Origin of the sequence: Sphingomonas profundi (genome assembly GCF_009739515.1) — a bacterium.
Taxonomy (GTDB): Bacteria; Pseudomonadota; Alphaproteobacteria; order Sphingomonadales; family Sphingomonadaceae; genus Alterirhizorhabdus; species Alterirhizorhabdus profundi.
Genome location: NZ_CP046535.1, coordinates 1,371,192 through 1,395,277, shown reverse-complemented (window position 1 = coordinate 1,395,277; position 24,086 = coordinate 1,371,192). Strand labels below are relative to the sequence as shown.

The 24,086-nt window shown below is 70.3% G+C and carries 25 protein-coding genes; 15 read left to right on the top strand and 10 right to left on the bottom strand.

What is annotated here, in order from left to right:
• The first annotated feature begins 63 nt into the window (after positions 1 to 63).
• The 12 genes from GNT64_RS06430 (at position 64) to mazG (ending at position 10,818) form a co-directional block, all read left to right on the top strand.
• Positions 64 to 1,284: an aromatic ring-hydroxylating oxygenase subunit alpha gene (locus GNT64_RS06430; RefSeq protein WP_197277298.1), complete on the top strand. Its 1,221-nt coding sequence runs from the start codon at positions 64 to 66 to the stop codon at positions 1,282 to 1,284.
• A 64-nt stretch (positions 1,285 to 1,348) separates the two neighbouring features.
• Positions 1,349 to 1,861, top strand: coding sequence for a homogentisate 1,2-dioxygenase (locus tag GNT64_RS06425; RefSeq protein WP_156678749.1), 513 nt, complete (start codon positions 1,349 to 1,351; stop codon positions 1,859 to 1,861).
• A 147-nt stretch (positions 1,862 to 2,008) separates the two neighbouring features.
• Complete coding sequence (locus GNT64_RS06420; protein WP_156681475.1) at positions 2,009 to 3,049, top strand: lytic murein transglycosylase; 1,041 nt, start codon at positions 2,009 to 2,011, stop codon at positions 3,047 to 3,049.
• Entirely contained in the window at positions 3,033 to 3,938 is a 906-nt protein-coding gene (locus tag GNT64_RS06415) for a septal ring lytic transglycosylase RlpA family protein (RefSeq protein ID WP_156678748.1), read from the top strand. Before GNT64_RS06420 ends, GNT64_RS06415 begins: the two co-directional genes overlap by 17 nt.
• An 11-nt stretch (positions 3,939 to 3,949) precedes the next feature.
• Positions 3,950 to 5,119, top strand: a complete 1,170-nt coding sequence (locus GNT64_RS06410; RefSeq protein ID WP_156678747.1) for a D-alanyl-D-alanine carboxypeptidase family protein — start codon at positions 3,950 to 3,952, stop codon at positions 5,117 to 5,119.
• Entirely contained in the window at positions 5,116 to 5,751 is a 636-nt protein-coding gene (gene tmk / locus GNT64_RS06405; RefSeq protein WP_156678746.1) for a dTMP kinase, read from the top strand. Before GNT64_RS06410 ends, tmk begins: the two co-directional genes overlap by 4 nt.
• On the top strand, positions 5,748 to 6,749 hold the full coding sequence (locus GNT64_RS06400) for an AAA family ATPase (RefSeq protein WP_156678745.1): 1,002 nt from the start codon (positions 5,748 to 5,750) through the stop codon (positions 6,747 to 6,749). The genes tmk and GNT64_RS06400 overlap by 4 nt, the downstream gene beginning before the upstream one ends.
• 25 nt (positions 6,750 to 6,774) lie before the next feature.
• Positions 6,775 to 8,310 carry a methionine--tRNA ligase gene (gene metG / locus GNT64_RS06395; protein WP_156678744.1) on the top strand — a complete coding sequence of 512 codons (1,536 nt, stop codon included), beginning with the start codon at positions 6,775 to 6,777 and terminating at the stop codon, positions 8,308 to 8,310.
• Complete coding sequence (locus tag GNT64_RS06390; protein WP_156678743.1) at positions 8,310 to 9,086, top strand: TatD family hydrolase; 777 nt, start codon at positions 8,310 to 8,312, stop codon at positions 9,084 to 9,086. The genes metG and GNT64_RS06390 overlap by 1 nt, the downstream gene beginning before the upstream one ends.
• Positions 9,083 to 9,853 (top strand): MBL fold metallo-hydrolase, encoded by a 771-nt coding sequence (locus GNT64_RS06385; RefSeq protein WP_156678742.1) that lies wholly within the window; start codon positions 9,083 to 9,085, stop codon positions 9,851 to 9,853. Before GNT64_RS06390 ends, GNT64_RS06385 begins: the two co-directional genes overlap by 4 nt.
• Positions 9,850 to 10,038: a hypothetical protein gene (locus GNT64_RS06380; RefSeq protein ID WP_156678741.1), complete on the top strand. Its 189-nt coding sequence runs from the start codon at positions 9,850 to 9,852 to the stop codon at positions 10,036 to 10,038. Before GNT64_RS06385 ends, GNT64_RS06380 begins: the two co-directional genes overlap by 4 nt.
• 36 nt (positions 10,039 to 10,074) lie before the next feature.
• Complete coding sequence (gene mazG / locus GNT64_RS06375; RefSeq protein WP_156678740.1) at positions 10,075 to 10,818, top strand: nucleoside triphosphate pyrophosphohydrolase; 744 nt, start codon at positions 10,075 to 10,077, stop codon at positions 10,816 to 10,818.
• Here mazG and hflX read toward each other — a convergent pair.
• The 7 genes from hflX to dusB all read right to left on the bottom strand — a co-directional run bounded on the left by hflX (position 10,800) and on the right by dusB (position 19,961).
• Positions 10,800 to 12,095, bottom strand: coding sequence for a GTPase HflX (gene hflX / locus GNT64_RS06370; RefSeq protein ID WP_156678739.1), 1,296 nt, complete (start codon positions 12,093 to 12,095; stop codon positions 10,800 to 10,802). The two genes, mazG and hflX, sit on opposite strands and share 19 nt — an antisense overlap.
• Positions 12,092 to 12,661 carry an RNA chaperone Hfq gene (hfq, locus tag GNT64_RS06365; protein ID WP_277873262.1) on the bottom strand — a complete coding sequence of 190 codons (570 nt, stop codon included), beginning with the start codon at positions 12,659 to 12,661 and terminating at the stop codon, positions 12,092 to 12,094. Before hfq ends, hflX begins: the two co-directional genes overlap by 4 nt.
• Positions 12,662 to 12,756: 95 nt before the next feature.
• Positions 12,757 to 14,139, bottom strand: coding sequence for a nitrogen assimilation response regulator NtrX (ntrX, locus tag GNT64_RS06360; protein ID WP_156678737.1), 1,383 nt, complete (start codon positions 14,137 to 14,139; stop codon positions 12,757 to 12,759).
• Between the two features lie 2 nt (positions 14,140 to 14,141).
• Positions 14,142 to 16,367: a sensor histidine kinase gene (locus tag GNT64_RS06355; protein WP_231639334.1), complete on the bottom strand. Its 2,226-nt coding sequence runs from the start codon at positions 16,365 to 16,367 to the stop codon at positions 14,142 to 14,144.
• Positions 16,368 to 16,465: 98 nt separating this feature from the next.
• Entirely contained in the window at positions 16,466 to 17,914 is a 1,449-nt protein-coding gene (gene ntrC, locus GNT64_RS06350; RefSeq protein ID WP_156678736.1) for a nitrogen regulation protein NR(I), read from the bottom strand.
• Entirely contained in the window at positions 17,911 to 19,008 is a 1,098-nt protein-coding gene (locus GNT64_RS06345; RefSeq protein ID WP_156678735.1) for a two-component system sensor histidine kinase NtrB, read from the bottom strand. Before GNT64_RS06345 ends, ntrC begins: the two co-directional genes overlap by 4 nt.
• Positions 18,984 to 19,961, bottom strand: coding sequence for a tRNA dihydrouridine synthase DusB (dusB, locus tag GNT64_RS06340; RefSeq protein ID WP_156681473.1), 978 nt, complete (start codon positions 19,959 to 19,961; stop codon positions 18,984 to 18,986). Before dusB ends, GNT64_RS06345 begins: the two co-directional genes overlap by 25 nt.
• Positions 19,962 to 20,069: 108 nt before the next feature.
• Between dusB and GNT64_RS06335 the strand changes: the two genes are divergently transcribed.
• Positions 20,070 to 21,245: a bifunctional 2-C-methyl-D-erythritol 4-phosphate cytidylyltransferase/2-C-methyl-D-erythritol 2,4-cyclodiphosphate synthase gene (locus tag GNT64_RS06335; protein ID WP_156678734.1), complete on the top strand. Its 1,176-nt coding sequence runs from the start codon at positions 20,070 to 20,072 to the stop codon at positions 21,243 to 21,245.
• A 6-nt stretch (positions 21,246 to 21,251) separates the two neighbouring features.
• The gene (locus tag GNT64_RS06330; protein ID WP_231639333.1) at positions 21,252 to 21,803 is read left to right on the top strand and encodes a CinA family protein; all 552 of its coding nucleotides are present in this window, start codon (positions 21,252 to 21,254) and stop codon (positions 21,801 to 21,803) included.
• Here GNT64_RS06330 and GNT64_RS06325 read toward each other — a convergent pair.
• From GNT64_RS06325 to lipA, 3 genes are read right to left on the bottom strand one after another with little or no spacing between them, the layout of a single operon-like run.
• On the bottom strand, positions 21,749 to 22,237 hold the full coding sequence (locus GNT64_RS06325) for a type II toxin-antitoxin system RatA family toxin (protein WP_156678733.1): 489 nt from the start codon (positions 22,235 to 22,237) through the stop codon (positions 21,749 to 21,751). The genes GNT64_RS06330 and GNT64_RS06325 overlap by 55 nt on opposite strands.
• A gap of 1 nt (position 22,238) precedes the next feature.
• Entirely contained in the window at positions 22,239 to 22,442 is a 204-nt protein-coding gene (locus tag GNT64_RS06320; RefSeq protein ID WP_156678732.1) for an integrase, read from the bottom strand.
• The gene (gene lipA, locus GNT64_RS06315; protein ID WP_156678731.1) at positions 22,442 to 23,371 is read right to left on the bottom strand and encodes a lipoyl synthase; all 930 of its coding nucleotides are present in this window, start codon (positions 23,369 to 23,371) and stop codon (positions 22,442 to 22,444) included. Before lipA ends, GNT64_RS06320 begins: the two co-directional genes overlap by 1 nt.
• A gap of 65 nt (positions 23,372 to 23,436) precedes the next feature.
• On the opposite strand from lipA, the gene GNT64_RS06310 reads away from it, so the two are divergent.
• A complete protein-coding gene (locus tag GNT64_RS06310) occupies positions 23,437 to 24,072 on the top strand; it encodes a carbonic anhydrase (RefSeq protein WP_156678730.1) in 636 nt (211 codons plus the stop codon).
• Positions 24,073 to 24,086: the final 14 nt, after the last annotated feature.

The following is a 24,086-nucleotide window of genomic DNA, read 5'->3' as shown; positions in this document are numbered from 1 at the left end:
CGACGATAGCGGGCACATGCTGGCGATCGAGGCGCCGCGGGGCGCATGGCGGGAGCGTGCAAGATGAAGCCGGCGGTCGCAGAGCGCATCAGCGAGCAGGTTCGCTACGAACTGGGGCGCGATCACTATCCCGAGGGCTTTCCCGCGCTGCCGGAGATACCCGGCGGCCGCTACACCGACGATGCCTTCTACGCGCTGGAGATCGAGCATCTGTGGAAGAAGAGCTGGCTCTGCGCGATCCGCGCCGACGAGATCGCGAAGCCCGGTCAGTATAAGCTGTTCGAGCGGCTGGGCCTCTCGATCATCATCGCGCGCGCGGCGGACGGCACGATCAACGCGATGCACAATGCCTGCCGGCATCGCGGCGCGCCGATCGTGGCGGGCGACGGCAAGGGCAATCTGCTGGTCTGCCGCTATCACGCATGGTGCTACGATCTGAAGGGCCGGCTGGTGCGCGTGCCCGAGGAGCATGATTTCGGCGACCTCGACAAGGCCGAGCGCAGCCTGCTGCCGGTGCGCTGCGATACGTGGGACGGCTGGGTGTTCATCAACCTGGACCCGGCCGCGCGGCCGCTGCGCGAGGATCTTGGCGTGCTGAGCGAGGATCTGGCGCCGCTGCAGATGGCCGACCTGCGGATCAAGGGACGGCTGACCTACCGCATCGAATGCAACTGGAAGGCCGCGCTGGACGCGTTCCTGGAAGCGTACCACGTGAAGGCGATCCATCCGCAGACGGTGGCGATGCTGCTGGACGCCAAGGGCACGGCCATCTCGCTGCTGGCCGGTGGCCACACGCGCATGGCGCTGCCCAAGCGGTTCAACACCAAGGGCGGCACCTGGGGCACCGATGCCGAGCCCTACGACATACCGACCGTGCCGGGCGTGTTCCGCGAGAACAACCTCGCCTACGGCCTCTTCCCGAACATGGTGAGCCCATTCGATTCGGCGGGGTTCCCGTTCATCTCCTTCTGGCCCGTCTCCAAGGGCGTGTGCGAGTGCGAGCTGATCTTCGTCGGCGCCGGCGACGAGGCGGAGACCGCCGAGAACTCGGAATATTGGCAGACCTTCCTGGAGAATTACGACAAGATCCAGATGGAGGACTTCCAGTTTCTCGCCGGCATCCAGCGATCGCTGGAATCGGGCGCGTTCACCGGCATGAAGCTCTGCTACCAGGAACGCCGCATCTACTGGATGCACGAGGAGTTCGACCGGCGCATCGGCGTGGAGCGCATCCCGCCCGCGCTGCGCGTGGCGCAGGTGCTGGAGCCGTTCGTCGTCGGCTGAGCGGGGTGGCGCCACCGGACATGGCGGGTCTATGGAGGAGGCCGCAACGGCGGGAGTGTTCGAGATGCGGCGTCTTGTGATTGCGGGCTGCCTCGCCCTCGCCGCGCCGGCCGCGCAAGCGGCGGACGCGCCGTGCCCGGCCGTACCTGCGCCGCCGCCCGCCGGCATGGAGGCGTGGGCGCGCAAGACCGGCTTTCCGCCGTTCGCCACCGCCGGCACCAGCGCGGCGGCCGCCGTGACCATCCCGATCGGCGAGGCGCGCGGGCTGTTCCTGCAGGAGGCCGCCGTCCGCTACCCGGTGCCACCCGCCAAGCCGGCGCCGGCGCAGACGCGCGGCGGCATCGCGGCGTTCGACGTGCCGACGGCCGGCATCTACCGCGTCGCGCTGGACGCGGGTGCGTGGGTGGACGTGGTGCGGGACGGCAAGGCGCTCCCCTCCATCGCCCATGCCCATGGCCCGGCCTGCTCGGGCATCCGCAAGATGGTCGACTTCCGGCTGGAACAGGGGCGCCATCTGCTCCAGATCGCCGGCAACCCGACACCGACGATCCGGCTGATGGTCTCGCCGGTGCGGTGATCGCGCCCTCGCGTGGCAGCCGCGCGACGGACGGGGCTTTCGCCCATGCCCCGCCCCGTGCGACACCGGCCGGCGGAACCGGCGGGTTCGTTTCGGGGGAATGGCATGCGTATCCTGCTCAGTTTCGCGGCGGCGGCGGCCGCGCTGATGCCGGCGGGCTCCTCCGCTCAGGAGGCGTCGCCGGTGATCGACGGGCAGGCACCGCCGGCGGCGATCGACGGGCAGGCGGCGGCGTTCACCGCCTTTCTCGATGGGCTGCGGCCGCGCGCGATGGCGGCGGGCATCTCCCGTCGCACGCTGGACGCGATCCTGCCGACCTTGACCTTCAATCCGCGCGTGGTGTCGCTCGATCGGGCGCAGCCGGGCGGTAATCCGGCGGCGGGGGCCTCGCCGGGCATCGCGCCGTTCGCGCCCTATCGCGTGCGCCACGTCGATGCCGATCGCATCGGCCGCGGCCGCACCCGCTATCGCGACCTGCGGCCACAACTGGCGGCGATCGAGCGGCGCACCGGCGTGCCGGAGGCGATCATGCTCGCCATCTACGGGCACGAGACGGGGTACGGCACCTATACCGGAGACTTCGATCTGCTCCGCTCCTTCGCCAGCCTGGCCTATGACGGCCGCCGGCGGGAGCTGTTCACCGCCGAGTTCATCGCGACCCTGCAACTGATCGAGCGCGGCTTCCCGCGATCGCAGATGAAGGGCAGCTGGGCCGGCGCCACCGGCTACCCGCAATTCCTGCCCAGCATGTACCTGCGCCTGGGCGTGGACGGCGACGGCGATGGCAAGGCCGACATCTGGCGCAGCGAGCCGGACGCGCTGGCCTCGATCGGCAATTATCTGACGAATGCGGGGTGGCGGCCGAACGTGCCTTGGGGCGTGCCGGTGCGCGTGCCGGCGGATCTGGACCGCGCGAGCATCCGCGCCCGGCTCGTCTCGCCGCGCTGCCCGCGCGTGTTCGATCGCCACAGCCGCTGGCTGACGATCGCCGAGTGGCGGCGGCTGGGCGTGCAGCCGGTCGGCACGCCGGTGCCGGCGGAAACGGAGATGGCGAGCCTGATCGAGCCGGACGGGCCGAACGCCACCGCTTACCTGCTGACGACCAACTATCGCGCGATCCTGGATTACAACTGCTCCAACTTCTACGCGCTGTCGGTGGGGTTGCTGGCGGATGCCGTCAGCGAATAGCCCGATCCGCCGGCCCCGGCCGGCGGCGATGCTGGTGCTGGCGGCGATGCTGGCGCTGGCGGCGTGTGGCGTGGCCGACCGGCCGCAGCGGGCGGGGCGGGGGCGCGTCGTCTCCGATCTGCCGGTGAAGCTCGGCCTGCCGTACAAGGCCGGCGGGCGCACGTGGGTGCCGGCCGACGATCGCGCCTATGATCGCATCGGCGCGGCATCCTGGTACGGCGCAGCGCATCGCGGCCGGCCGACCGCCAATGGCGAGCGATCCGACCCGGCGGGGATCAGCGCGGCGCACGCCACCCTGCCGCTGCCATCCTATGTGGAGGTGACGGCGCTGGCGACCGGCCGCACGATACTGGTGCGCATCAACGATCGCGGGCCGTTTGTGCCAACGCGCATCATCGATCTGTCGCAGGGGGCGGCACGGCTGCTCGGCATCGAGCGGGACGGCGTGGCGCGGGTGCGGGTGCGCCGCGTCTTCCCCGGCGAGGCGGACCGCGCCGCCCTCCGCGCCGGCCGGCCCGCCGGTGCGCGGCCGGCCGTGCCGCGCCAGGCTTTGGCGGCGCTGGCTGGGCGGAGCGCCGCGCCGCCACGGGCGAGCGTGCCGCCCGCCGCGCGGATCGTGGCGCCCGGCGTGGCGGCTCCGCTGCCCGCCTCGCCGCCGGGATCGCGCCCGGCGTTTCTCGATCTGGGCGGTTTCGACGATGCCGACCGGGCCGATGCCTTTGCCAGCGCGGCCGGTGCCCTTGGCCCGGCCGCCGTGATCGGCCGGGGGGCCGAGTGGCGGGTGCGGATCGGCCCGTTCGCCGACGAGGCGATGGCACGCTCCGCGCTGGCGCGGGCGGGCGCGGCTGGTTATCACGACGCGCAGATCGTCCGCGAGTCAGACCGATAACGGGAATATCGATGAAACCGAGCCGCCTGCTTCTCCCCCTCGTCGCCCTCGCCGCACCGGCGATCGCGGCCGCGCCGCCCTATGAGACGCCGGCGCCGGTCGCCTACATGAAGGATCTGTCGTCGGACGCGATCCTCTACGCCAAGGATGCCGACCGGCGGATGCCCCCCGCCTCGATGGCGAAGATGATGACGGTGTACGTCGCCTTCGACCTCATCAAGCGCGGCGAGCTGAAGCTGGACAAGATGATCACCGTGCGGCCGGAGACGTGGCGCCAGTGGCACGGCCCGGCGGCGGGATCGACGATGTTCCTCTCCCCCGGCGAGCAGGTGAGCGTGCAGAACCTGCTGCGCGGCATCGTCACGCTTTCCGGCAACGATGCCTGCGTGGTGCTGGCCGAGGGGATCGCCGGCACCGAACCCGCCTTCGCCGCTCTGATGAACCAGCAGGCGCAGAAGATCGGCCTGAAGAACTCCCAGTTCGGCAACTCGAACGGCTGGCCGGACAATGGCGCGACCTTCGTCACCGCGCGCGACCTGGCGACCTTGGCGCAGCGGACGATCGAGGACCATCCGAAGCTCTACAAGGCGTTCTACAGCCTCAAGGAGTTCACCTGGGGCAAGACGCTGGGCGCCGGGGCCGACATCACCCAGCAGAATCGCGATCCGCTGCTCGGCCGGGTGCAGGGCGCCGACGGGCTGAAGACCGGCCACACCGAGGAGGCCGGCTACGGCTTCACCGGATCGGCCGAGCAGGGCGGCCGGCGGCTGGTGATGGTGCTGGCGGGGCTCACCTCTTCCAACCAGCGCATCGAGCAGTCGGTCGCGTTCATGGACTGGGGCTTCCGGGCGTGGCAGGCCAAGCCGATCGCCGCCAAGGGCAGGCGCGTGCAGACGGCCGAGGTGCAGCAGGGCGACGCGCGCGAGGTGGGCCTCGTGGCGCCGCGCGACCTGGCCGTGACGATCCCGGCGGGCACGGCCGGCAACATGCAGGTGAAGATTGTCTATAACGGGCCGATCAAGGCGCCGATCAAGGCCGGCGACCATATCGCCGACCTGGTGGTGACAACCGGCGACACACCGCCGCAGATGATGCCGCTGGTCGCCGAGAGCTCGGTCGGCACGGCCGGCTTCTTCGGCCGCATCGCCGCCGGCTTCCGCTGGCTGTTCGGGATGGCGTGAGCGACGCGCGGCCACGCGGGCGCTTCATCAGCCTGGAAGGCGGCGAGGGCGTCGGCAAGTCGACCCAGGTGAAGCGGCTGGCGGCGGCGTTGCGCGACCGCGGGCTGGACGTGATCGAGACGCGCGAGCCCGGCGGCAGCCCCGGCGCCGAGGCGATCCGCGCGTTGCTGATGCAGGGCGACGTACAACGCTGGACGCCCGAGACGGAGGCGCTGCTGTTCGCCGCCGCCCGCGCGGATCATGTCGCCCGCACGATCCGGCCGGCGCTGGATCGCGGCGCGTGGGTGGTGAGCGACCGCTTCCTCGACAGTTCGCTCGCCTATCAGGGCGGGGCGGACGGCCTGGGCGGCGAGACGATCCGCACGCTGCACGCGATCGGCAGCGGCGGCCTGCTGCCGGATCGGACGCTGGTGCTGCGCCTGCCGGTGGACGAGGCGGAGGCGCGCGAGCATGCGCGCGACGGCGGCCGGCCGGATCGCTTCGCCGCGCGCGGCAGGGACTATCACGCGGCGGTGGCGGCGGCGTTCGCGCGGTTGGCCGACATGGAACCGGAGCGACTGCGGCTGGTGGACGCGAGCGGTGCGGCGGGAACGGTGACGCAGCGGCTGCTCGCCGCACTGGACGATCTATGAGCCTCCTCGGCCATCATCCTCAGATCGCTGCCTTTCGCGCCGCGCTGGCGGGCGGGCGGATGCATCATGCGTGGTTGCTGATCGGCCGGCCGGGCATCGGCAAGGCGCGCTTCGCCGAGGCGGCGGCGCTGCGCTGGCTGGCGGAGGGGACAGGGCCGATCGCGGCGCCGGCGCTTGACCTGCCGGCGGAGCATCCGACGGCCCGATACGCCGCCGCCGGCAGCCACCCCGACTATCGCCGGCTGGGGCGGCTGTTCCGCGAGAAGACTGGCGATCATGCCCGCAGCGTGACGGTGGAGCAGGTGCGCGGCCTGCAGGGCCTGTTCGCGACGACGCCCGGCCTTTCCAGCCGGCGCGCGGTGGTGATCGACGCGATCGACGATCTCGAACGCTCCGCCGCCAACGCCCTGCTGAAGAATCTGGAGGAGCCGCCGGCCGACACCATCTTCCTGCTGGTGAGCCATGCGCCGGGGCGGCTGCTGCCGACGATCCGCTCGCGCTGCCGCTCGCTGCGCTTCGGTCCGCTCGACGATGCCGACGTCGCCGCGATCGCCCGGCGCGAGCAGCCGGAGGCCGACGATCGCGAGATCGCCGCGCTGGTGCGGGTGGGGGAGGGCGCGGCGGGTCAGGCGCTGCGCTTCGCCGGGCTCGACATCGCCGGGCTGGATGCGGCGATCGATGCGATCGCGCAAACCGGCGATCCGACCAACGCGGCGCGCAGCGCGCTGGCGGCAAAGCTGGCCGTCAAGTCCGCCCAGCCGCGCTACGAGGCGTTTCTGGAGCGCGCACCGGCGCGGATCGCCGCCGCCGCCCGTGAGGCAAGCGGGCCGGCGCTGGCCCGCGCGCTGGACCTGGAGGCCGAAGCGCGCTCGCTAGCGTCCGGCGCGGTGCGTCTCTCGCTCGATCCGCAGGCGACGGTCTTCGCGCTCGGCGGCATGCTCGCGGGCCTTGCTCCTGCCCGGCGCGACGCTAAACCCGGGGCGGACCGCCGGGGCTGAACCGGCCCCGACGAACGCGAGACCCATGGCCGATCCTTTCTACATCACGACCGCGATCAGCTATCCGAACGGCCGGCCGCATATCGGCCACGCCTATGAGGTGATCGCGACGGATGCGATCGCCCGCTATCACCGGCTGGCCGGCCGCGACGTGTTCTTCCTCACCGGCACCGACGAACATGGCCTGAAGATGGCGCAGGCGGCGCGCGCGCGCGATCTCGCGCCGATCGCGCTGGCAGACGAGATGTCCGGCCATTTCCAGGAGATGGCGCGCGTTCTGAACATCTCGAACGATCGCTTCATCCGCACGACCGAGCCCGCCCATTATGCCGCCAGCCAGGCCCTGTGGCAGGCGATGGAGCGGAACGGCGACATCTATTCCGGCCGCTACGAGGGCTGGTACTCGGTGCGAGACGAGGCCTTCTACGACGAGAAGGAGCTGATCGACGGCGAGGGCGACGAGAAGCTGTCGCCGCAGGGCACGCCCGTCGAGTGGACGGTGGAGGAGAGCTGGTTCTTCCGCCTCTCCGCTTATGCCGACCGCCTGCTGGAGCATTATGAGGCGCAGCCGGACTTCATCCGGCCGGAGGGGCGCCGCAACGAGGTGGTCAGCTTCGTCAGGGGCGGGCTGGCCGACCTCTCCATCTCGCGCACCAGCTTCGACTGGGGGGTGCCCGTGCCGGGCGCGGACGGGCACGTGATGTATGTGTGGGTCGATGCCCTGACCAACTATCTGACGGCTACGGGTTATCCCGACGATACGGCGCGTTACGAGCGGCTCTGGCCGGCCGATCTGCACGTGATCGGCAAGGATATCGTGCGCTTCCACGCGGTCTACTGGCCGGCTTTCCTGATGTCGGCCGGCCTGCCGCTGCCGCGCCAGGTGTTCGGCCACGGCTTCCTGCTCAACCGGGGCGAGAAGATGTCGAAGTCGGTCGGCAACGTCGTCGATCCGATCGAGATGGCGCGGATCTACGGTGTCGACCAGCTGCGCTACTTCCTGCTGCGCGAGGTGAGCTTCGGCCAGGACGGCAGCTACAGCCACGAGGCGATCGTGACGCGGGGCAATGCCGATCTGGCGAACGGTCTCGGCAATCTGGCGCAGCGCTGCCTGAGCATGATCGCAAAGAATATCAATGGCCTCGTGCCTAATCCTGGCACGCTGCTGGACATCGACCGGCGGCTGCTCGGGGAGATCGCCGCCGCCGCCGATGCCGCTCGCGACGCCATGGCCGATCTCGCGCTCCACAACGCGCTCGCCTCGCTGTGGGAGGGAGTGTCGGCGGCGAACGTCTATTTCGCCGATCAGGCGCCGTGGGCGGTGCGGAAGACCGATCCGGCGCGCGCCGACCAGATCCTGTACGTCGCGGCGGAAGCGGTGCGGCGGATCGCCATCCTGGTCCGCTGGGCCATTCCGGAGAGCGCGGACAAGCTGCTCGACCTGCTCGGGCAGGGCGCGGACGCCCGCGATTTCGCCAGCCTGGACAAGCCCTTGCAGCCCGGCCTTGCCCTGCCGCCGCCGCAGGGCGTGTTCCCGCGCTGGGTGGAGCCGGCCGCCTGATGCTGGTCGATAGCCACTGCCACCTGAACTATAAGGGCCTCGTCGAGGAGCAGGCGGCGGTGATCGATCGCGCGCGCGCCGCCGGCGTCACGACGATGCTCAACATCGCGACGCGCGAGAGCGAGTGGGACGCGGTGATCGCCACCGCCGAGCGCGCGGAGGACGTGTGGGCGACGGTGGGCATCCATCCGCACGAGGCGGACACCCATGCCGAGATCGACACGGCCCGGCTGGTGGCGGCGGCGGCGCACCCCCGCGTGATCGGCATCGGCGAAACGGGGCTCGATTATCATTACGACCGATCCGATCGCGAGCGGCAGCGGACGAGCTTCCGCAGCCACATCGCCGCCGCACGCGAGACCGGCCTGCCGCTGATCGTCCACACCCGCGACGCGGAGGCCGACACCGCCGCCATACTGGCGGAGGAGATGGGGAAGGGCGCCTATCCCGGCGTGATCCACTGCTTCACCGCGAGCGCCGATTTCGCCGCCAAGGCGTTGGACCTGGGCCTCTATATCTCCATTTCCGGCATCGTGACGTTCAGGAACGCGAAGGACCTGCAGGCGACCGCGCGGGAGCTGCCGGCGGAGCGGCTGCTGATAGAGACGGACTCGCCGTTCCTGGCACCCGTGCCGCACCGGGGCAGGACGTGCGAGCCCGCCTTCGTCAGCGATACGGCGCGGTTCCTGGCCGACCTGCGCGGTGTGGATGCGACGCAACTGGCCGAGCAGACGAGCCGCAATTTCTTCGTGTTGTTCGCGAAGGCGCGTCCATGATCCGGGCGATCATCCTCGGCTCGGGCACCTCGTCCGGCGTGCCCCGCATCGGCAACGACTGGGGCGATTGCGACCCGGGCGACATCCGCAACCGCCGCCGGCGCGCCTCGATCGTCGTCGAGACGGCGACGACGCGCCTGCTGGTCGATACCTCGCCCGATATGCGCGAACAGCTGCTGGATGCCGAGATCGACGCGGTCGATGCGGTGATCTGGACCCACGACCATGCCGATCACTGCCACGGCCTGGACGATCTGCGCCAGCTCTACCATGTACGCGGCGCGCCGGTGCGGGGCTATGCGCAGCCGCAGACCCTGGCGGCGCTGGAGGCGCGGTTCGCCTACGCCTTCCACGGCCGCGACGGCTATCCGGCGACGGTGGACGGCCAGATTCTCGATCCCGACATGATGATCGGCGACATCCGCGTGCGGCACGTCTCCCAGCCGCATGGCAGCATCGTATCGGCCGGGCTGCGCTTCGAGCATGGCGGCCGGGCGATCGGCTATGCGACGGATTTCAGCGCGGTGACGGACGAGATGATCGCATTGTTCGAGGATGTGGACCTGTGGATCGTCGATGCGCTGCGCCGGCGGCCGCATCCGACGCACCCGCATCTGGCGCAGACCCTGGCGGCGATCGCGCGATGCCGGCCGCGTCGCGCGGTGCTTACCCACATGGACCAGTCTATGGACTATCTGACGCTCGCGGCGGAGCTGCCGGACGGCGTGGAGCCCGGCCATGACGGCATGGAGATCGCAGTCGCATGAGCGAGGATCAGGCGCTGGCGCTGACGGGAACACTTGGAGCGCTGGTGCTCGTGGCGGCATCCTTGCTGACGCGGCGGCTGCCGATCGGGAGGGTGGCTCGGCTGGCGCTGATCTGGTTCGGGATCTTTGCGGGGCTGCTGCTGGTGCTGCGCCTGTTCCCCGGCATCGCCGCTTATTTTACATAATGTATATTATCAGTTTGACGTTGGAGGGCTGAGCGCATGCTGGAACGTCTCGTCTCCGTGATGGCCCGGTTGCGCGATCCGGCGCGCGGGTGCGAATGGGATCGCGTGCAGACGTTCGCCACCATCGCGCCCTACACGATCGAGGAAGCCTATGAGGTGGCCGACGCAATCGCCGAGGACGACATGGCGGCGCTGCGCGACGAGCTTGGCGACCTGCAGCTCCAGGTCGTCTTCCATGCGGCCATCGCCGAGGATCGCGGCGCCTTTACGCTGGCGGATGTGATCGACGGCATCTGCGACAAGATGGAGCGCCGCCACCCCCATATCTTCGGCGAGGCCGAGAGCTTCGCCGGCTGGGAGACGATGAAAGCGGCCGAGCGCGCCGGGCGCACGGACGGATCGGCGCTCGCCGGCATCGCGCGCGCCCTGCCGGCGCTCTCCCGCGCGGAGAAGATCCAGAAGCGCGCCGCCCGCACCGGCTTCGACTGGCCGGACGCCACCGGCCCGCGCGCCAAGGTGATCGAGGAGATGGCCGAGTTGGACGCCGCCGCGGACCAAGCCGCCCGCGTCGACGAGATCGGCGACCTGCTGTTCGCCGTGGTCAACTGGGCGCGCCATCTGGGCATCGATCCCGAGGCGGCGCTGCGCCAGGCCAACGCCAAGTTCGAGCGCCGCTTCCGCGCGATCGAGACCGCGCCGGATTTCGCCGGCCTGCCGCTCGACGACAAGGAAAGGCTGTGGCGCGAGGCCAAGATCGCCGATCAGGCGCGCGCCACGTAGCGCGCATAGTCCGCGTCGGAGAGCCGCACGTCGATCGCCAGGCGATCGTCCTCCATCGACTGGCCGATCACCTCGCCATGCGCGTGCAGCCACGCCGCCGCTGCGCCATCGGCCGGATCGACGAGGATCGAGCGGATGCGGCTACCGGCGGAAAGCCGTTGCGACAGCACCCGTTGCAGCCGATCGACGCCCTCCCCGGTCAGCGCCGAAACGGTCACGACGTCGTCGCGGCGGGCGGCCTCGCCCAGCACCGCGACGCGCGCGTCGTCGTCCAGCGCGTCTAGCTTGTTCCATGCCTCGACGATGGCGGCGCCCCCTTCCCCGCGTGCGCCGATCTCGCCGAGCACCTTCTCCACGTCCGCCGCCTGCGCCTCGCTGTCCGGGTGCGAGATGTCGCGGACGTGGACGATCAGGTCGGCGGAAATCACCTCCTCAAGGGTGGCGCGGAAGGCGGCGACGAGCTGGGTCGGCAGATCGGAGACGAAGCCCACCGTGTCGGAGAGGATGGCCTTGTCGATGCCGGGCAGGGTTATCTGGCGCATGGTGGGGTCCAGCGTGGCGAACAGCAGATTCTCCGCCATCACGTCCGCGCCCGTCATGCGGTTGAACAGGGTGGACTTGCCGGCATTGGTGTAGCCGACGAGCGCCACGATCGGCCACGGCGCGCGCTTGCGCCGGGCGCGGTGCAGGCCGCGCGTGCGGGCGACCTGCTCCAGCTCCCGCCGCAGCTTGGCCATGCGATCGCGGATCAGCCGGCGGTCCGCCTCGATCTGCGTCTCGCCGGGGCCGCCGAGGAAGCCGAAGCCGCCGCGCTGGCGTTCCAGATGGGTCCAGCTGCGCACGAGCCGGCCGGCCTGATAGTCGAGATGGGCGAGCTCCACCTGCAGCCGGCCCTCGGCGGTGGCGGCGCGTTCGCCGAATATCTCCAGGATCAGGCCGGTGCGGTCGATCACCTTGGCGCCGAGCGCGGTCTCCAGATTGCGCTGCTGGATCGGCGACACCGCGCCGTCGACGATCACGAGATCGGCGTCGGCCATGCGCGCGGTGAGCCCGATCTGCTCGACCTGACCGGAGCCGAACAGCGTGGCGGGCTTGGGCGCGCGGATGCGCAGGGCCATCCGATCGACCACGTCGATGCCGATCGCGGCGGCGAGACCGGCGGCCTCGGCCAGTCGCGCCTCGCTGTCGCGCTCGGCCGAGCCCATGTCCGGAAAGGCGACGACGGCGCGCGCGCCACGGGCGAAGCCGTCGTCCTTGTCACGATCGAAGACGCTCAATCACTCTCCCCGTCGAGCGCCGCCAGGTTGATCGGGTTGGCGGGCTGCACGGTGGATATAGCGTGCTTGTAGACGAGTTGCGACATCCCGTCCCGCCGCAGCAGCATGCAGAACAGGTCATAGGCGGCGATCTCGCCCTGAAGCATGACGCCGTTGACGAGGAACATCGTCACCGGCTCCCGCGCGCGCCGCACCGCACCCAGGAAGATCTCCTGCAGCAGGGTCGCCTTCTTCTCGACCTCAAAACCCTTCTCGATCTCGGTCAGGTCGAGCGGATGGGCCGGCATCACGGTGGAGATGGCGTGCTTGTAGATCAGCTGGCTCTGCCCGTCGCGCCGCAGCAGCACCGAGAAATTGTCGAACCAGGTGATGATCCCCTGCAATTTCACGCCCTTGACGAGGAACATCGTCACCGGCGTCTTCGATTTGCGGAGGGAGTTGAGAAAGATATCCTGAAGGTTGTTGACCTTGTCGGCCATGGGTCCGGTCTCCGGAACTTGGCGGGACCATTGCCCGCGCGAGCGCCTGTGCGGCGCGTTGCATGCCCCGGCCGGGTGCCGGGACATGGCGTTTCTACCGCAGGTGCGAAGGCGCGTCTATGGGGCGATGTTGCCGTCGTACGGGCAAGGGGTTTCTAAGCACGCGCATTCGAGAGGAGGGTCTACTCCCCCTCCTCCTTCGGATCGGCGAGGCCCAGCGTCTTCAGCTTGCGGTGCAGGGCCGATCGCTCCATGCCGATGAAGGTCGCGGTGCGGCTGATGTTGCCGGAGAAGCGGCGGATCTGCACGCGCAGATATTCGCGCTCGAAGGTCTCGCGGGCCTCGCGCAGCGGCGTGCCCATGATCGATTTCGCCGCGTCGCCGGGGTTCAGCCGCGCCTGGTCGCTCAGCACCTCCGGCGGCAACATGTCGATGTCGATCCGCGCCAGCCGGTCGCCCGGCGCGAGGATGATCGTGCGTTCGACGACGTTGCGCACCTGCCGCACATTGCCCGGCCAGTCATAGGCCTGCAGCGCCGCCACCGCTTCCGGCGAGACGATCGGCGTCGGCACCCGCCGCTCGGCCGCGTAGCGCGCGACGAAATGGTCGACGAGCGCGGGGATGTCCTCGCGCCGCTCGGTCAGCGCGGGAAGATGCACCGGCACCACGTTGAGGCGATAGTAGAGATCCTCGCGGAAGCGGCCGGCGGCGATCTCCTCCGGCAGATCGCGCGAGGTGGCGGAGACGACGCGGACGTCCACCTTCACCACGCGCTGGCCGCCGACGCGGTTGAAGCTCTGGTCGGTCAGCACGCGCAGGATCTTGGCCTGCGCGGTCAGCGGCATATCGGCGATCTCGTCGAGGAACAGGGTGCCGCCATGCGCCTGTTCGAACAGGCCGGGGCGGACCACCTCATGCCCCTCCTCCATGCCGAACAGCTCCTCCTCCACCCGCTCCGGCGTCATCCGCGCGGCCGAGACGACGGTGAACGGCGCCTCCACGCGCGGGCTCCACATGTGCAGCAGGCGGGCGGCCACCTCCTTGCCGACGCCGGCGGGGCCGCTGATGAGCACGCGGCTGCCGGTGGCGGCGACGCGCTTCAGGGTGGCGCGCACGGAGTTGATCGCGCCGGAACTGCCGGTCAGCTCGTCCTCCTGCCCGATCTGCGCCTTCAGCGAGGCGTTCTCGCGGCGCAGCCGGTCCGTCTCGGTGGCGCGGGCGACGAGCAGCAGCAGCCGCTCCGCCTCGAACGGCTTCTCGATGAAGTCCACCGCGCCGCGCCGGATGGCCGCCACCGCCGTGTCGATATTGCCGTGGCCGGAGATGACGAGCACCGGCAGCGAGGGATCGCGCCGCTTGATCTCGTCCAGCAGATCGAGCCCGTCGAGCCTCGATCCCTTGAGGTACACGTCCAGCAGCACCAGCGACGGCCGGCGATCGGCCAGCGCGGCCAGCGTCCCGTCCGAATCGGCGGCGGTGCGGGCGGCATAGCCCTCATCCTCGAGCACGCCGGCGACCAGCTCGCGAATGTCCTGCTCATCGTCGACGATCAATACGTCCAGCATCTTCACCCAATCTTCATGCGGGTCAGTTCGGTCATGCGGCTGTCGCTGTCGTCCGCCTGGTCGTCATTGTCGGCGGCGAGCGGGGCGAGCGTCGCGAGATCGAAGGAGAGGCGCACCATCGTGCCGCCGCCGGGCCTGTCGGCGAAGGTGATGGTGCCGAAATGCTCCTCGACGATCTTGCGCACGATCGCGAGGCCCAGGCCGGTGCCGCGCACCCGCGTCGTCATATAGGGTTCGGTGATGCGCTCGCGCTCGGCCGGCAGGCCGATGCCGTCGTCGCACACGGTGATCAGCAGCCGGCCGTCCTCCTCTGCTATCGCGAGCGAGACGGCGCCGGCGGGATCGGCCTTCGCCTCCACGGCTTCCACCGCATTCTTGATGACGTTGGTCAGCGCCTGGCCGATCTGCCGGCGATCGCAGACCATGTGCGGCGACAGGTCCGGCGCGTGCAGGCGAAAGTCGATGGCGGGATGCGCGACCTGCGGCAGCACCAGCGCGTCGCGGGCGATGTCGGCGATCGCCTCGTCGCGGAAGACGGGCTTGGGCATGCGCGCGAAGGACGAGAATTCGTCGACCATGCGGCGCAGATCGCCAACCTGCCGCACGATCGTGCCGGTCAGCCGCTCGAACGTGGCGTGATCGGAAACGACCTCGCGGCCGTAGCGGCGCTGGAGCCGTTCCGCCGCGAGCTGGATCGGGGTGAGCGGGTTCTTGATCTCGTGGGCGATGCGGCGGGCCACGTCCGACCAGGCGGCGCGGCGCTGGTCCAGCAGCTGCTGCGTGATGTCGTCGAAGGTCAGCACGTGGCCGGTGCCGGTGCGGACGAGCTTCACCGCCAGGGTGCGCGGCTCGCCGCCGCTGGAGAACTGGATCACCGCCTCGCGATCCGGGCAGTCGAGCATGCGCGCCAGCTCCGGCGCGACCTCGCTCAGCGGGCGGTCGACGACGATCTCGCTGTCGGTCTTCAACATTTCGGCGGCCGACGTGTTGAGCAGGCGCACGCGGCGATCCTGATCCACCGAGATCACGCCGGCGCTGACGCCGGAGAGCACCGCCTCGGTCAGCGCGCGGCGACTGTCCGCCTGGGCGTTGGCGGCCACCAGCGCGCGGGTCTGCTCCTCCAGGCGGCCGGTCATGCGGTTGAACGCGGTGGCGAGGGTGCCTACCTCGTCATAGACGCGCGGCGCGGCGACGCGCGCGGTGAGGTCGCCGCCGGCGATGCGGCGGGCGGCGCCGACCAGCTCCGACATCGGCCGCACCAGCCGGTCCGCCACCTTGAACGCGACGAGGATGGCGATGCCGACGATCAGCAGCGAGACCGCCAGCAGCGCGATGTTGAAGCGCAGCTGCAGCAGGCGAGACCGCTCGATCATCGTGTTATAGTCGCCCAGCGCGCTGCGCGCGCGCGCCACCGACGACAGGACGGTCGGATCCACCTTGCGGGAGGCGTAGAGGAACACGTCGGCCTCCGGATCGAGGCGGACGACCGTCTCCATGCGGTCCCCGGCGTCCGTCACCACGCGGGCGCGGCCATCTCGCAGCTCGCCGATAGCGGCGTTCGGCAAGCGCAATTCCAGCGACCTCTTGTCCAGATTGGCGCCGGCGATCAGGCGCCGGTTGCCATCGCGCCCGATCAGGATCACCGCCGCCTCGGTCAGGTTGCGCGCCGCTACCTGCCAGGCGAGCCCTTCCGCGAAACGCGGCGAGGCGATGCCGAAGGTGGACGAGTAGCCGTTCACGTCCCCGCCCATCGAGACGACGTCAGCGACGATGCGCTGCTTGTTCTCCTCGACATAGGCCTGGGCCACGCTGTCCGCATTCTCCAGCACCGTGCGCGCGCGATCGGAGAACCAGAACTCGACGCCGTACTGGAACAGCAGCGAGGCGAAGATCACCACCAGCAGGGTCGGCACGCTGGCGATCACGGAAAACAAGGCGACCAGCCGCACGTGCAGCCGCGCGCTGCCGCCGACGCCGGATCGCGCCGCCCTGCCCTTCGCCACCCGCCTGGCGAACAGCACCAGCAGGCCCATCAGCGGAACCAGGTTGACGACCAGCAGCAACGCCACCAGCGGCGGCGTGAGCAGCCGCGCCTGCGACCCGCCCGAGGTGACGATCACGTAGGATGTCGCGACGATGACGATCGCCGCCAGCAGGGTCGACGCCTCCACCACCGGCATCAGCTGTCGCCGCAGGCGCACGGTCAGGCCGCGCCGCCAGCGCGGCACGGCCCGAAATCGCGACGGCGGAGAGGATTGCATAGTTGCAGGCATACCACGAACGCGTGGCATGACAAACACAGCTTGTCGGGCGCCTGTGTCTCGAATCAACCCATTCGCCGGACATCGCCGGGATCGATGCCGCGTTCGGTGAGCTTCTTGCGCAACGTGTTGCGATTGATGCCGAGCAGCTTCGCCGCCTTCAGCTGGTTGCCGCGCGCCGCCGCCAAGGTGAGCCGCAGCAGCGGCCGCTCCACCTCCGCCAGCACCCGATCGAACAGCCCGTCGGGCGGCAGATCGCGGCCGAAGGCGGCGAAGTAGCGGGCGAGGTGCAGCTCGATCGCATCCGCCAGGCCGCCGCTGGGGGCGAGCGCGGGCAGGCAGTCCGCCCCCTGCGCGCCGTTCAGCTGCTGCTCCACCACGCCGGCGGTGATCACCTCCTCGCGGCTGAGCGCGGCGAGGCGGCGCATGAGGTTCTCCAGCTCGCGCACGTTGCCGGGCCAGCCATGCGCCGCCAGCCGGTCGATCGCGTGCGGATCGAGCAGCTTGCGCGGCAGCCCCTCCGCCGCCGCGCGATCCAGGAAGTGCCGGGCCAGCTCGGCGATGTCGCCGATGCGCTGGCGCAGCGCCGGCAGCCGCACCGGCACCACGTTGAGCCGGTAGTAGAGATCCTCGCGGAAGCCGTGATCGGCGATCAGGCGCGGCAGATCCTTGTGGGTGGCGGCGATGATGCGCACGTCCGCGCGGATCGATCGGGCGCTGCCCACGGGCGTGAACTCGCCCTCCTGCAGCACCCGCAGCAGCCGGGTCTGCGCCTCGAACGGCATGTCGCCGATCTCGTCGAGGAACAGGGTGCCGCCCTGCGCCTGCTCGAACCGGCCGGCGGCGCGGGCGGCGGCGCCGGTGAAGGCGCCGCGCTCATGCCCGAACAGCTCGCTCTCGATCAGCTCGCGCGGAATGGCGGCCATGTTGATCGCCACGAACGGCCGGCGCGCGCGCGGGCCGAGATCATGGATCGCGCGGGCCACCAATTCCTTGCCCGTGCCCGATTCGCCCAGCACCAGCACGGTGAGGTCGTTCGCCACCACCCGCGCGATCGTGCGATACACCTCCTGCATCGGCGGCGAGCGGCCGATCAGCGGCAGATCGTCTCCGCTCGCGCCGTCCTCGGCAGGGCCGCGATCGGCGGTGCTGGCGGCGAGCGCATCGGCCACGGCGCGGGTCAGCTCGCCCAGGTCGAACGGCTTGGGCAGATATTCGAACGCGCCCTGCTCGGTCGCCCGCACCGCCGTCGCCAGCGTGTTCTGGGCGGAGAGGACGATCACCGGCATGCCGGGATTGGCCTCCAGCATCTCCGGCACCAGATCCAGGCCGTTGCCGTCCGGCAGCACCACGTCCGTCACCAGCACCTGCGGCGCGAAGCGGCCCATCACGGCGCGCTGCTCGGCGACGGAGGCGGCCACTTCCACCTGGTAGCCGGCGCGACGCAGCGCCTCGCGCACCACCGTGCGGATCGCCATGTCGTCGTCCACGACGAGGATGCGCGCGCCACTCATGCGCGATCGGCGGCGCGTGGCAGCAGCAGGCGGAACACGGTGCGGGCGGGTTGCCCCTCGCGCGCATATTCCACGATGCCGCCATGATCGGCGACCAGCTTGTCGACGAGCGCCAGGCCCAGCCCGCCGCCGCTGCGCTTGGAGGTGACGAACGGATCGAACAGATGCTCGGCGATGTCCGCCGGCGCGCCCGGCCCCTCGTCGATCACGCACACCTCGATCGGCAGCGGCCGGCGGCGATCGCCCTCCCCGCCGCGCAGCGACACGCCGTGGCGATAGGCGGTCCGCAGCACGATCGGCCCGTCGCTCGCCTCCGCCGCATTCTTCATGAGGTTGATGAGCACCTGGATCAGCGAATCGCGATGGCCCAGCACCGCCGGCAGCGACGGATCATAGACCTCGCGGATCTGGCGATCGCGCGCGAACCCGCGCAGCGCCACCTCGCGCGCATGGCCCAGCACCGCGTGGATGTTGAGCGGCGCGAGCGCCAGCGGCCGGGTATCGGTGAACCCCTCCATCCGATCGATCAGCGCGGCGACGCGATCCACCTCGTCGCGGATCAAGCGGGTCAGGTCGCGCGATCCGTCGTCGGCGCTCGCTTCCAGCAGCTGCGCCGCGCCGCGTATGCCGGAGAGCGGGTTCTTGATCTCGTGCGCCAGCATCGCCGCCGCACCCACCGCGGTGAGGCCGCCGCCCGCGCGGTTGGCGGCGCGGCCGACGAGATGGGCGGGTGCGTGGAGATGGATCGTCACGATGCGCCAGTCCGCCCGTTCCGGCAGCGGCGCCGCCATCAGATCGACGCGCTGACGGCGACCGTCCGGCAGCGCCAGCTCGACATCGTAGGCGGCGCAGGGCGCGTCGCTGGGCAGCAGATCGGACGAGCGGCCGATCAGCGATTCAAGGCTGCGGCCGACGATCGCCGCCTGGCCCAGGTTCAGCAGCGTCTCGCAGGCGCTGTTCGCCTCCGTCACCACGTCGCCGGGATCGATCGCGAGCATCGCCACCGGCATCGCGGCAAGCAGCTCCGCCGGGGCCGGCCCGTCGGGCGCGGCACGCCGGCCGAAGCGGATCAGGCCGCCGCGCGGGAGAGCCACGGCGCGTAGAATTCGGCCAGCATGGCGAGCACGACCTGCGGGTCCGCCTCCTGGTTGACGCGGTTGCGGAACTCGGCCGATCCGGGGATGCCCTTGGTGTACCAGCCGATATGCTTGCGCGCCATGTTGACGCCGGTGACGATGCCGTAATGATCGAGCATCATCCGGTAATGCTCGACGATCAGGGCATATTGTTCGTCGTAGGACGGATCGGCCCGGCGCTCCCCAGTGTCCAGCCAGCGCATCACCTGGCCGAGCAGCCACGGCCGGCCATAGGCGCCTCGCCCGATCATCACGCCGTCCGCGCCGGACTGGTCGAGCGCGGCCTCGGCATCCTCGATCGCGCAGATGTCGCCGTTGACGATCACCGGGATCGACACCGCCTGCTTCACCCGGCGGACGAACGCCCAGTCGGCCGTGCCCTTGTACATCTGGTTGCGCGTGCGGCCGTGGACGGTGAGCATTCGCACGCCCAGATCCTCGGCGATGCGGGCGAGTTCGGGTGCGTTCAGGCTGTCATGGCACCAGCCCATCCGCATCTTCAGCGTCACCGGCACGCGCACCGCCTTCACCGTCGCGTCGATGATCGCCGCGGCGTGGACGAGATCGCGCATCAGCGCCGATCCGGCGTCGCCGTTCGTCACCTTGCGCACCGGGCAGCCCATGTTGATGTCGATGATCGCGGCGCCGCGATCCTGGTTCAGCCTCGCCGCCTCGGCCATCTCGTGCGGCGTGCAGCCGACGAGCTGCATCGAGATCGGCTCCTCCGCCGCGTCCCACGCCGCCTTCTGCAGCGACTGGCGCGTCTCGCGGATCATCGCCTGGCTGGCGATCATCTCGGTGACGTTGAGGCCGGAGCCGTAGCGTTTCACGATCCGGCGGAACGGCAGATCGGTGACGCCCGTCATCGGCGCGAGGATGACCGGCGTCTCGATGCGCACGGGGCCGATCATGATGGGGGAGAGACGCACGCGTTCGCTTCCGAAGTCTGCCTAATATTTCAGCAGGCCGTAGCGGGAAAGCCGCTGGCGGGCAAGCGCGGGCTCGGCTAGGCGGGCGCCATGCCGGCCGATCCGCCCCGCCCCCGCCCCCTGCCCCGCACCGTCGCCCTGATCGTCGCCGCCGGCCGGGGCGTGCGGGCGGGCGGCGGGCTGCCGAAGCAGTATCGCACGATCGGCCGGCGCAGCGTGCTGGCCCATGCGATCGACGCCTTCTTGGCCCACCCCGCGATCGACGCGGTGCAGGTGGTGATCGGCGCGGGGCAGCAGGATCTGTACGCGACGGCGATCGGCGGACGCGCGCTGCCCCCGCCGGTCGAGGGTGGCGCGACGCGTCGCGCGTCCGTCCTGAACGGCCTGGCCGCGATCGACGGCGCCGATCGCGTGCTGATCCACGATGCCGCGCGGCCCTTCCTGCCGGGCGGCGTGATCGACCGGCTGCTCGCCGCGCTGGACGACGGGCCGGCGGCGATCCCCGCGCTCGCGGTGGCGGACAGCCTGGCGCACGGCGGAGACACGCTGGGTGAGGCGGTGCCGCGCGAGGGCGTGGTGCGGGTGCAGACGCCGCAGGCCTTCCGCCACGACGGGATCGTCGCCGCGCACCGCGCCTGGCCGGCGGACCGCGAGGCTACCGACGACGCGCAGGTGGCGCGCGCGGCCGGCATGTCCGTCACCATCGTCGCGGGCGATCCCGCGCTCGACAAGCTCACCTACGAGGCGGATTTCGCAATGGCCGAGGCACGGATGACGATGATCTCGCGCGCCGGCACCGGCTTCGACGTGCACGCCTTCGCAGATGGCGACGCGCTGTGGCTCGGCGGGATCGAGATCGCGCACAGCCGGGCGCTCGCCGGCCACTCCGACGCGGACGTGGCGCTGCACGCCATCGTCGACGCGCTGCTCGGCACGATCGCGGACGGCGACATCGGCAGCCACTTCCCACCGTCCGATCCGCAGTGGCGCGGCGCGGCCTCCTCCCGCTTCGTCGAGCATGCCCGCGATCTGGTGCGGGCGCGCGGTGGCATCATCGATCACGTGGATGTCACGATCATCTGCGAGGCGCCGAAGATCGGCCCGCATCGGGACGCCATCCGCCAGCGGGTGGCGGCCATGTTGCAGGTGCGAGAGGCAGCGGTTAGCATCAAGGCCACCACCACGGAGCGACTGGGCTTCACCGGCCGGGGCGAGGGCATCGCGGCGCAGGCGGTGGCGACCGTCCGCCTGCCTGCGGATGCGTGACGGATCATGACGGGGCATGACGCGATGACGAGCGATACCCAGGCAGACCATATACTGCCGCCCGAACTGGTGGAGGCGGCGCGGCGCGTGATCGAGGCGAATCGCGCCGTCGGCAGAAAAGTGGCGCTGGCCGAGAGCTGCACCGGCGGCCTGGTGACGGCGGCGCTGAGCGAGATACCCGGATCGTCGGACGTGCTGGAGGGCGGCTTCGTCAGCTACTCGTACGATGCCAAGCTCGAGATGCTGGGCGTGAGCCTGGACGTGCTGGAGACGTTCGGCGCGGTATCGATCGCGGTCGCGTGGGCCATGGCGCGCGGCGCCATCGGCCGCACGCGCGCCGATACCGCGGTGGCGATCACCGGCATCGCCGGGCCGGACGGCGGCAGCGAGAAGAAGCCGGTCGGCACCGTGGTATTCGCCCGCGCGGTGAAGGGCGGCGATCCGGACGACATCGCCGCCGACATGAAGTTCTTCGGCGATCTGGGCCGCGGCGGCGTGCGGCTTCAGGCGGCGCTCTTCGCGCTCGACCTGCTGATGCCGGATTCGACCGGGCCGTAGAGAGCGGCGGCGCGCTGCTCGAACGCGCCGATCATCTTGCGCAGCGCGCGATCGAACACCTGCCCCGCCAGCGCCTCGAACACGCGCGAGCGGAAGGCGAAATCCACGGTGAAGTCGATGATGCAGCCACGTCCCTCGCCGGACTGGCCATCCGGCCGGAACGTCCAGTCATTGTAGAGATATTTCAGCGGCCCCTCGAGATATTCGACGCGGATCTTCTCGGGGCGTAGCTTGGTAACGCGAGACGTGAAATTCTCGTGGATGCCCTTGAAGCCGACGACGAGGTCGGCGACCATCTCCGTCTCGCTGTCCGATCGCACGCGCACTGCCTGCACCCACGGCAGGAACTCCCGATACCGCGCGACATCGGCGACGAGATCGAAGAGCTGCTCTTGCGTGTAGGGCAGCGTGCGGGTTTCGTGGGTCTTTGGCATGTCAGAGGAAGAAGGCCTTTACGACCAACGACACGACACCGGCCACGGCAACCCCGAGCAACGCTTTGATGAACGCGAGATCGTTGCGGATATCCGCTAGCTGTTTCTGGAAGTCGGCCACCTCTTCAGCGGCCTTTGTCGCCGATTCCGGGCTTGTTCCACCCTCGACGAGCGCCTGGTACAGAGTGCCCATCACGATCGCCATCAGATCGCCCTTGCTTTGGCCAGCTGCGCCTCGCGCGCGGCGCGCAGCTTCGCGAAGTCGTCGCCGGCGTGGTAGCTGGAACGGGTGAGCGGGCTGGATGCGACGAGCAGGAAGCCCTTGGCGCGGGCGATCGCCGCATAGGCGCCGAACGTCTGCGGCGTCACGAACTCCTCCACCTTGGCGTGGCGCGGCGTGGGCTGGAGATACTGGCCGAGGGTGAGGAAATCGATGCCGGCAGAGCGCATATCGTCCATCACCTGATGCACCTCCAGCCGCGCCTCGCCCAGGCCCATCATCATGCCGGACTTGGTGAAGATCGAGGGATCGAGCCGCTTCACCTGCTCCAGCAGCCGCAGCGAGGCATAATAGCGCGCACCCGGCCGGATCGTCGGATAGAGCCGCGGCACCGTCTCCAGATTGTGGTTGTAGACGTCAGGCCGGGCGGCGACGATCGACTCGACCGCCGCATCCGCCTTGTTGCGGAAATCGGGCGTCAATATCTCGATCGTCGTGGTGGGGGTGGTACGGCGAAGAGCCTCGATCACGCGGACGAACTGGCTGGCGCCGCCGTCCGGCAGGTCGTCGCGATCGACCGAGGTGACGACGATATGCTCCAGCCCCAGCTCCGCCGCGGCATCGGCAACATGCTGCGGCTCCTTCAGGTCCACCGCCTTCGGCATGCCAGTCTTCACGTTGCAGAAGGCGCAGGCGCGGGTGCAGGTATCGCCCAGGATCATCACCGTGGCGTGCTTCTTGGTCCAGCATTCGCCGATATTCGGGCAGGCCGCCTCCTCGCACACGGTGGCGAGGTTCAGCCGACGCATCAGCTGGCGCGTCTCGGCGAAGGCGCTGCCGCCGGGCGCCTTTACCCGGATCCAGTCCGGCTTGCGGGCGCGTTGCGGGGGCGTGGCGGTCAGCGGCGTGCTCATGGCTTGCAGATAGAGGTTCGCGGCCGCGCTTGCCAGCCCTTCGCTTCCCCAGCTAGGCAGGGGGCATGACCGACTTCAACCAGATGATCGCCGGCTACCAGCGCTTCCGCGAGGGGGACTGGCGCCGCCAGCGCGCGCGATGGGCCGAACTGGCCGAGGGGCAGCAGCCGAAAGTGATGGTGATCGCCTGTTCGGACAGCCGCGTCGATCCGACGCAGATCTTCGATGCCTCGCCCGGCGAGATGTTCGTCGTGCGCAACGTGGCCAATCTGGTGCCGCCGCTGGACCTTACCGGCGGCCACCACGGCGTCTCCGCCGCACTCGAGTTCGCCGTGACGCAGCTGGAGGTGCCGGAGATCGTGGTGCTGGGCCACGGCGCCTGCGGCGGCGCCAAGGCCGCCCTCACCCAGGGCTTCCGCGACACGCGGCCCGGCGAGGGCGGCTTCATCGCCGACTGGATCGCCCTGCTGGACGAGGCGCGCGAGCAGGTGGTGGCCGAACATGGCCAGGACGGACCGGCGGCGACGCGGGCGATGGAGGAGGCGGCGGTGCGCGTCAGCCTCGCCAATCTGCGCACCTTCCCCTGCGTGCGCGAGCGGGAGAAGGCGGCGCGCATCCGCCTGCACGGCGCGCTGTTCGCGATCGACGACGGCATCCTCCATCTGCTCGATGCGGCCTCCGGCCGATTCGCTCCGGCCTGAGGCGCGACATCGAT

Excerpts from the sequence above, each read along its gene's own strand:
- ntrC (WP_156678736.1), bottom strand. The coding sequence starts at position 17,914 with ATGAGTGGCGCGCGCATCCTCGTCGTGGACGACGACATGGCGATCCGC.
- GNT64_RS06420 (WP_156681475.1), top strand. The coding sequence starts at position 2,009 with ATGCCGGCGGGCTCCTCCGCTCAGGAGGCGTCGCCGGTGATCGACGGG.
- GNT64_RS06425 (WP_156678749.1), top strand. The coding sequence starts at position 1,349 with ATGCGGCGTCTTGTGATTGCGGGCTGCCTCGCCCTCGCCGCGCCGGCC.
- GNT64_RS06380 (WP_156678741.1), top strand. The coding sequence starts at position 9,850 with ATGAGCGAGGATCAGGCGCTGGCGCTGACGGGAACACTTGGAGCGCTG.
- GNT64_RS06385 (WP_156678742.1), top strand. The coding sequence starts at position 9,083 with ATGATCCGGGCGATCATCCTCGGCTCGGGCACCTCGTCCGGCGTGCCC.
- GNT64_RS06320 (WP_156678732.1), bottom strand. The coding sequence starts at position 22,442 with ATGGCGATCGTGATGGGCACTCTGTACCAGGCGCTCGTCGAGGGTGGA.
- GNT64_RS06415 (WP_156678748.1), top strand. The coding sequence starts at position 3,033 with ATGCCGTCAGCGAATAGCCCGATCCGCCGGCCCCGGCCGGCGGCGATG.
- hfq (WP_277873262.1), bottom strand. The coding sequence starts at position 12,661 with ATGTCCCGGCACCCGGCCGGGGCATGCAACGCGCCGCACAGGCGCTCG.
- metG (WP_156678744.1), top strand. The coding sequence starts at position 6,775 with ATGGCCGATCCTTTCTACATCACGACCGCGATCAGCTATCCGAACGGC.
- GNT64_RS06310 (WP_156678730.1), top strand. The coding sequence starts at position 23,437 with ATGACCGACTTCAACCAGATGATCGCCGGCTACCAGCGCTTCCGCGAG.
- GNT64_RS06330 (WP_231639333.1), top strand. The coding sequence starts at position 21,252 with ATGACGGGGCATGACGCGATGACGAGCGATACCCAGGCAGACCATATA.
- GNT64_RS06390 (WP_156678743.1), top strand. The coding sequence starts at position 8,310 with ATGCTGGTCGATAGCCACTGCCACCTGAACTATAAGGGCCTCGTCGAG.
- dusB (WP_156681473.1), bottom strand. The coding sequence starts at position 19,961 with ATGATCGGCCCCGTGCGCATCGAGACGCCGGTCATCCTCGCGCCGATG.
- GNT64_RS06410 (WP_156678747.1), top strand. The coding sequence starts at position 3,950 with ATGAAACCGAGCCGCCTGCTTCTCCCCCTCGTCGCCCTCGCCGCACCG.
- ntrX (WP_156678737.1), bottom strand. The coding sequence starts at position 14,139 with ATGCTGGACGTATTGATCGTCGACGATGAGCAGGACATTCGCGAGCTG.
- mazG (WP_156678740.1), top strand. The coding sequence starts at position 10,075 with ATGCTGGAACGTCTCGTCTCCGTGATGGCCCGGTTGCGCGATCCGGCG.
- GNT64_RS06430 (WP_197277298.1), top strand. The coding sequence starts at position 64 with ATGAAGCCGGCGGTCGCAGAGCGCATCAGCGAGCAGGTTCGCTACGAA.
- GNT64_RS06400 (WP_156678745.1), top strand. The coding sequence starts at position 5,748 with ATGAGCCTCCTCGGCCATCATCCTCAGATCGCTGCCTTTCGCGCCGCG.
- GNT64_RS06335 (WP_156678734.1), top strand. The coding sequence starts at position 20,070 with ATGCCGGCCGATCCGCCCCGCCCCCGCCCCCTGCCCCGCACCGTCGCC.
- lipA (WP_156678731.1), bottom strand. The coding sequence starts at position 23,371 with ATGAGCACGCCGCTGACCGCCACGCCCCCGCAACGCGCCCGCAAGCCG.
- GNT64_RS06325 (WP_156678733.1), bottom strand. The coding sequence starts at position 22,237 with ATGCCAAAGACCCACGAAACCCGCACGCTGCCCTACACGCAAGAGCAG.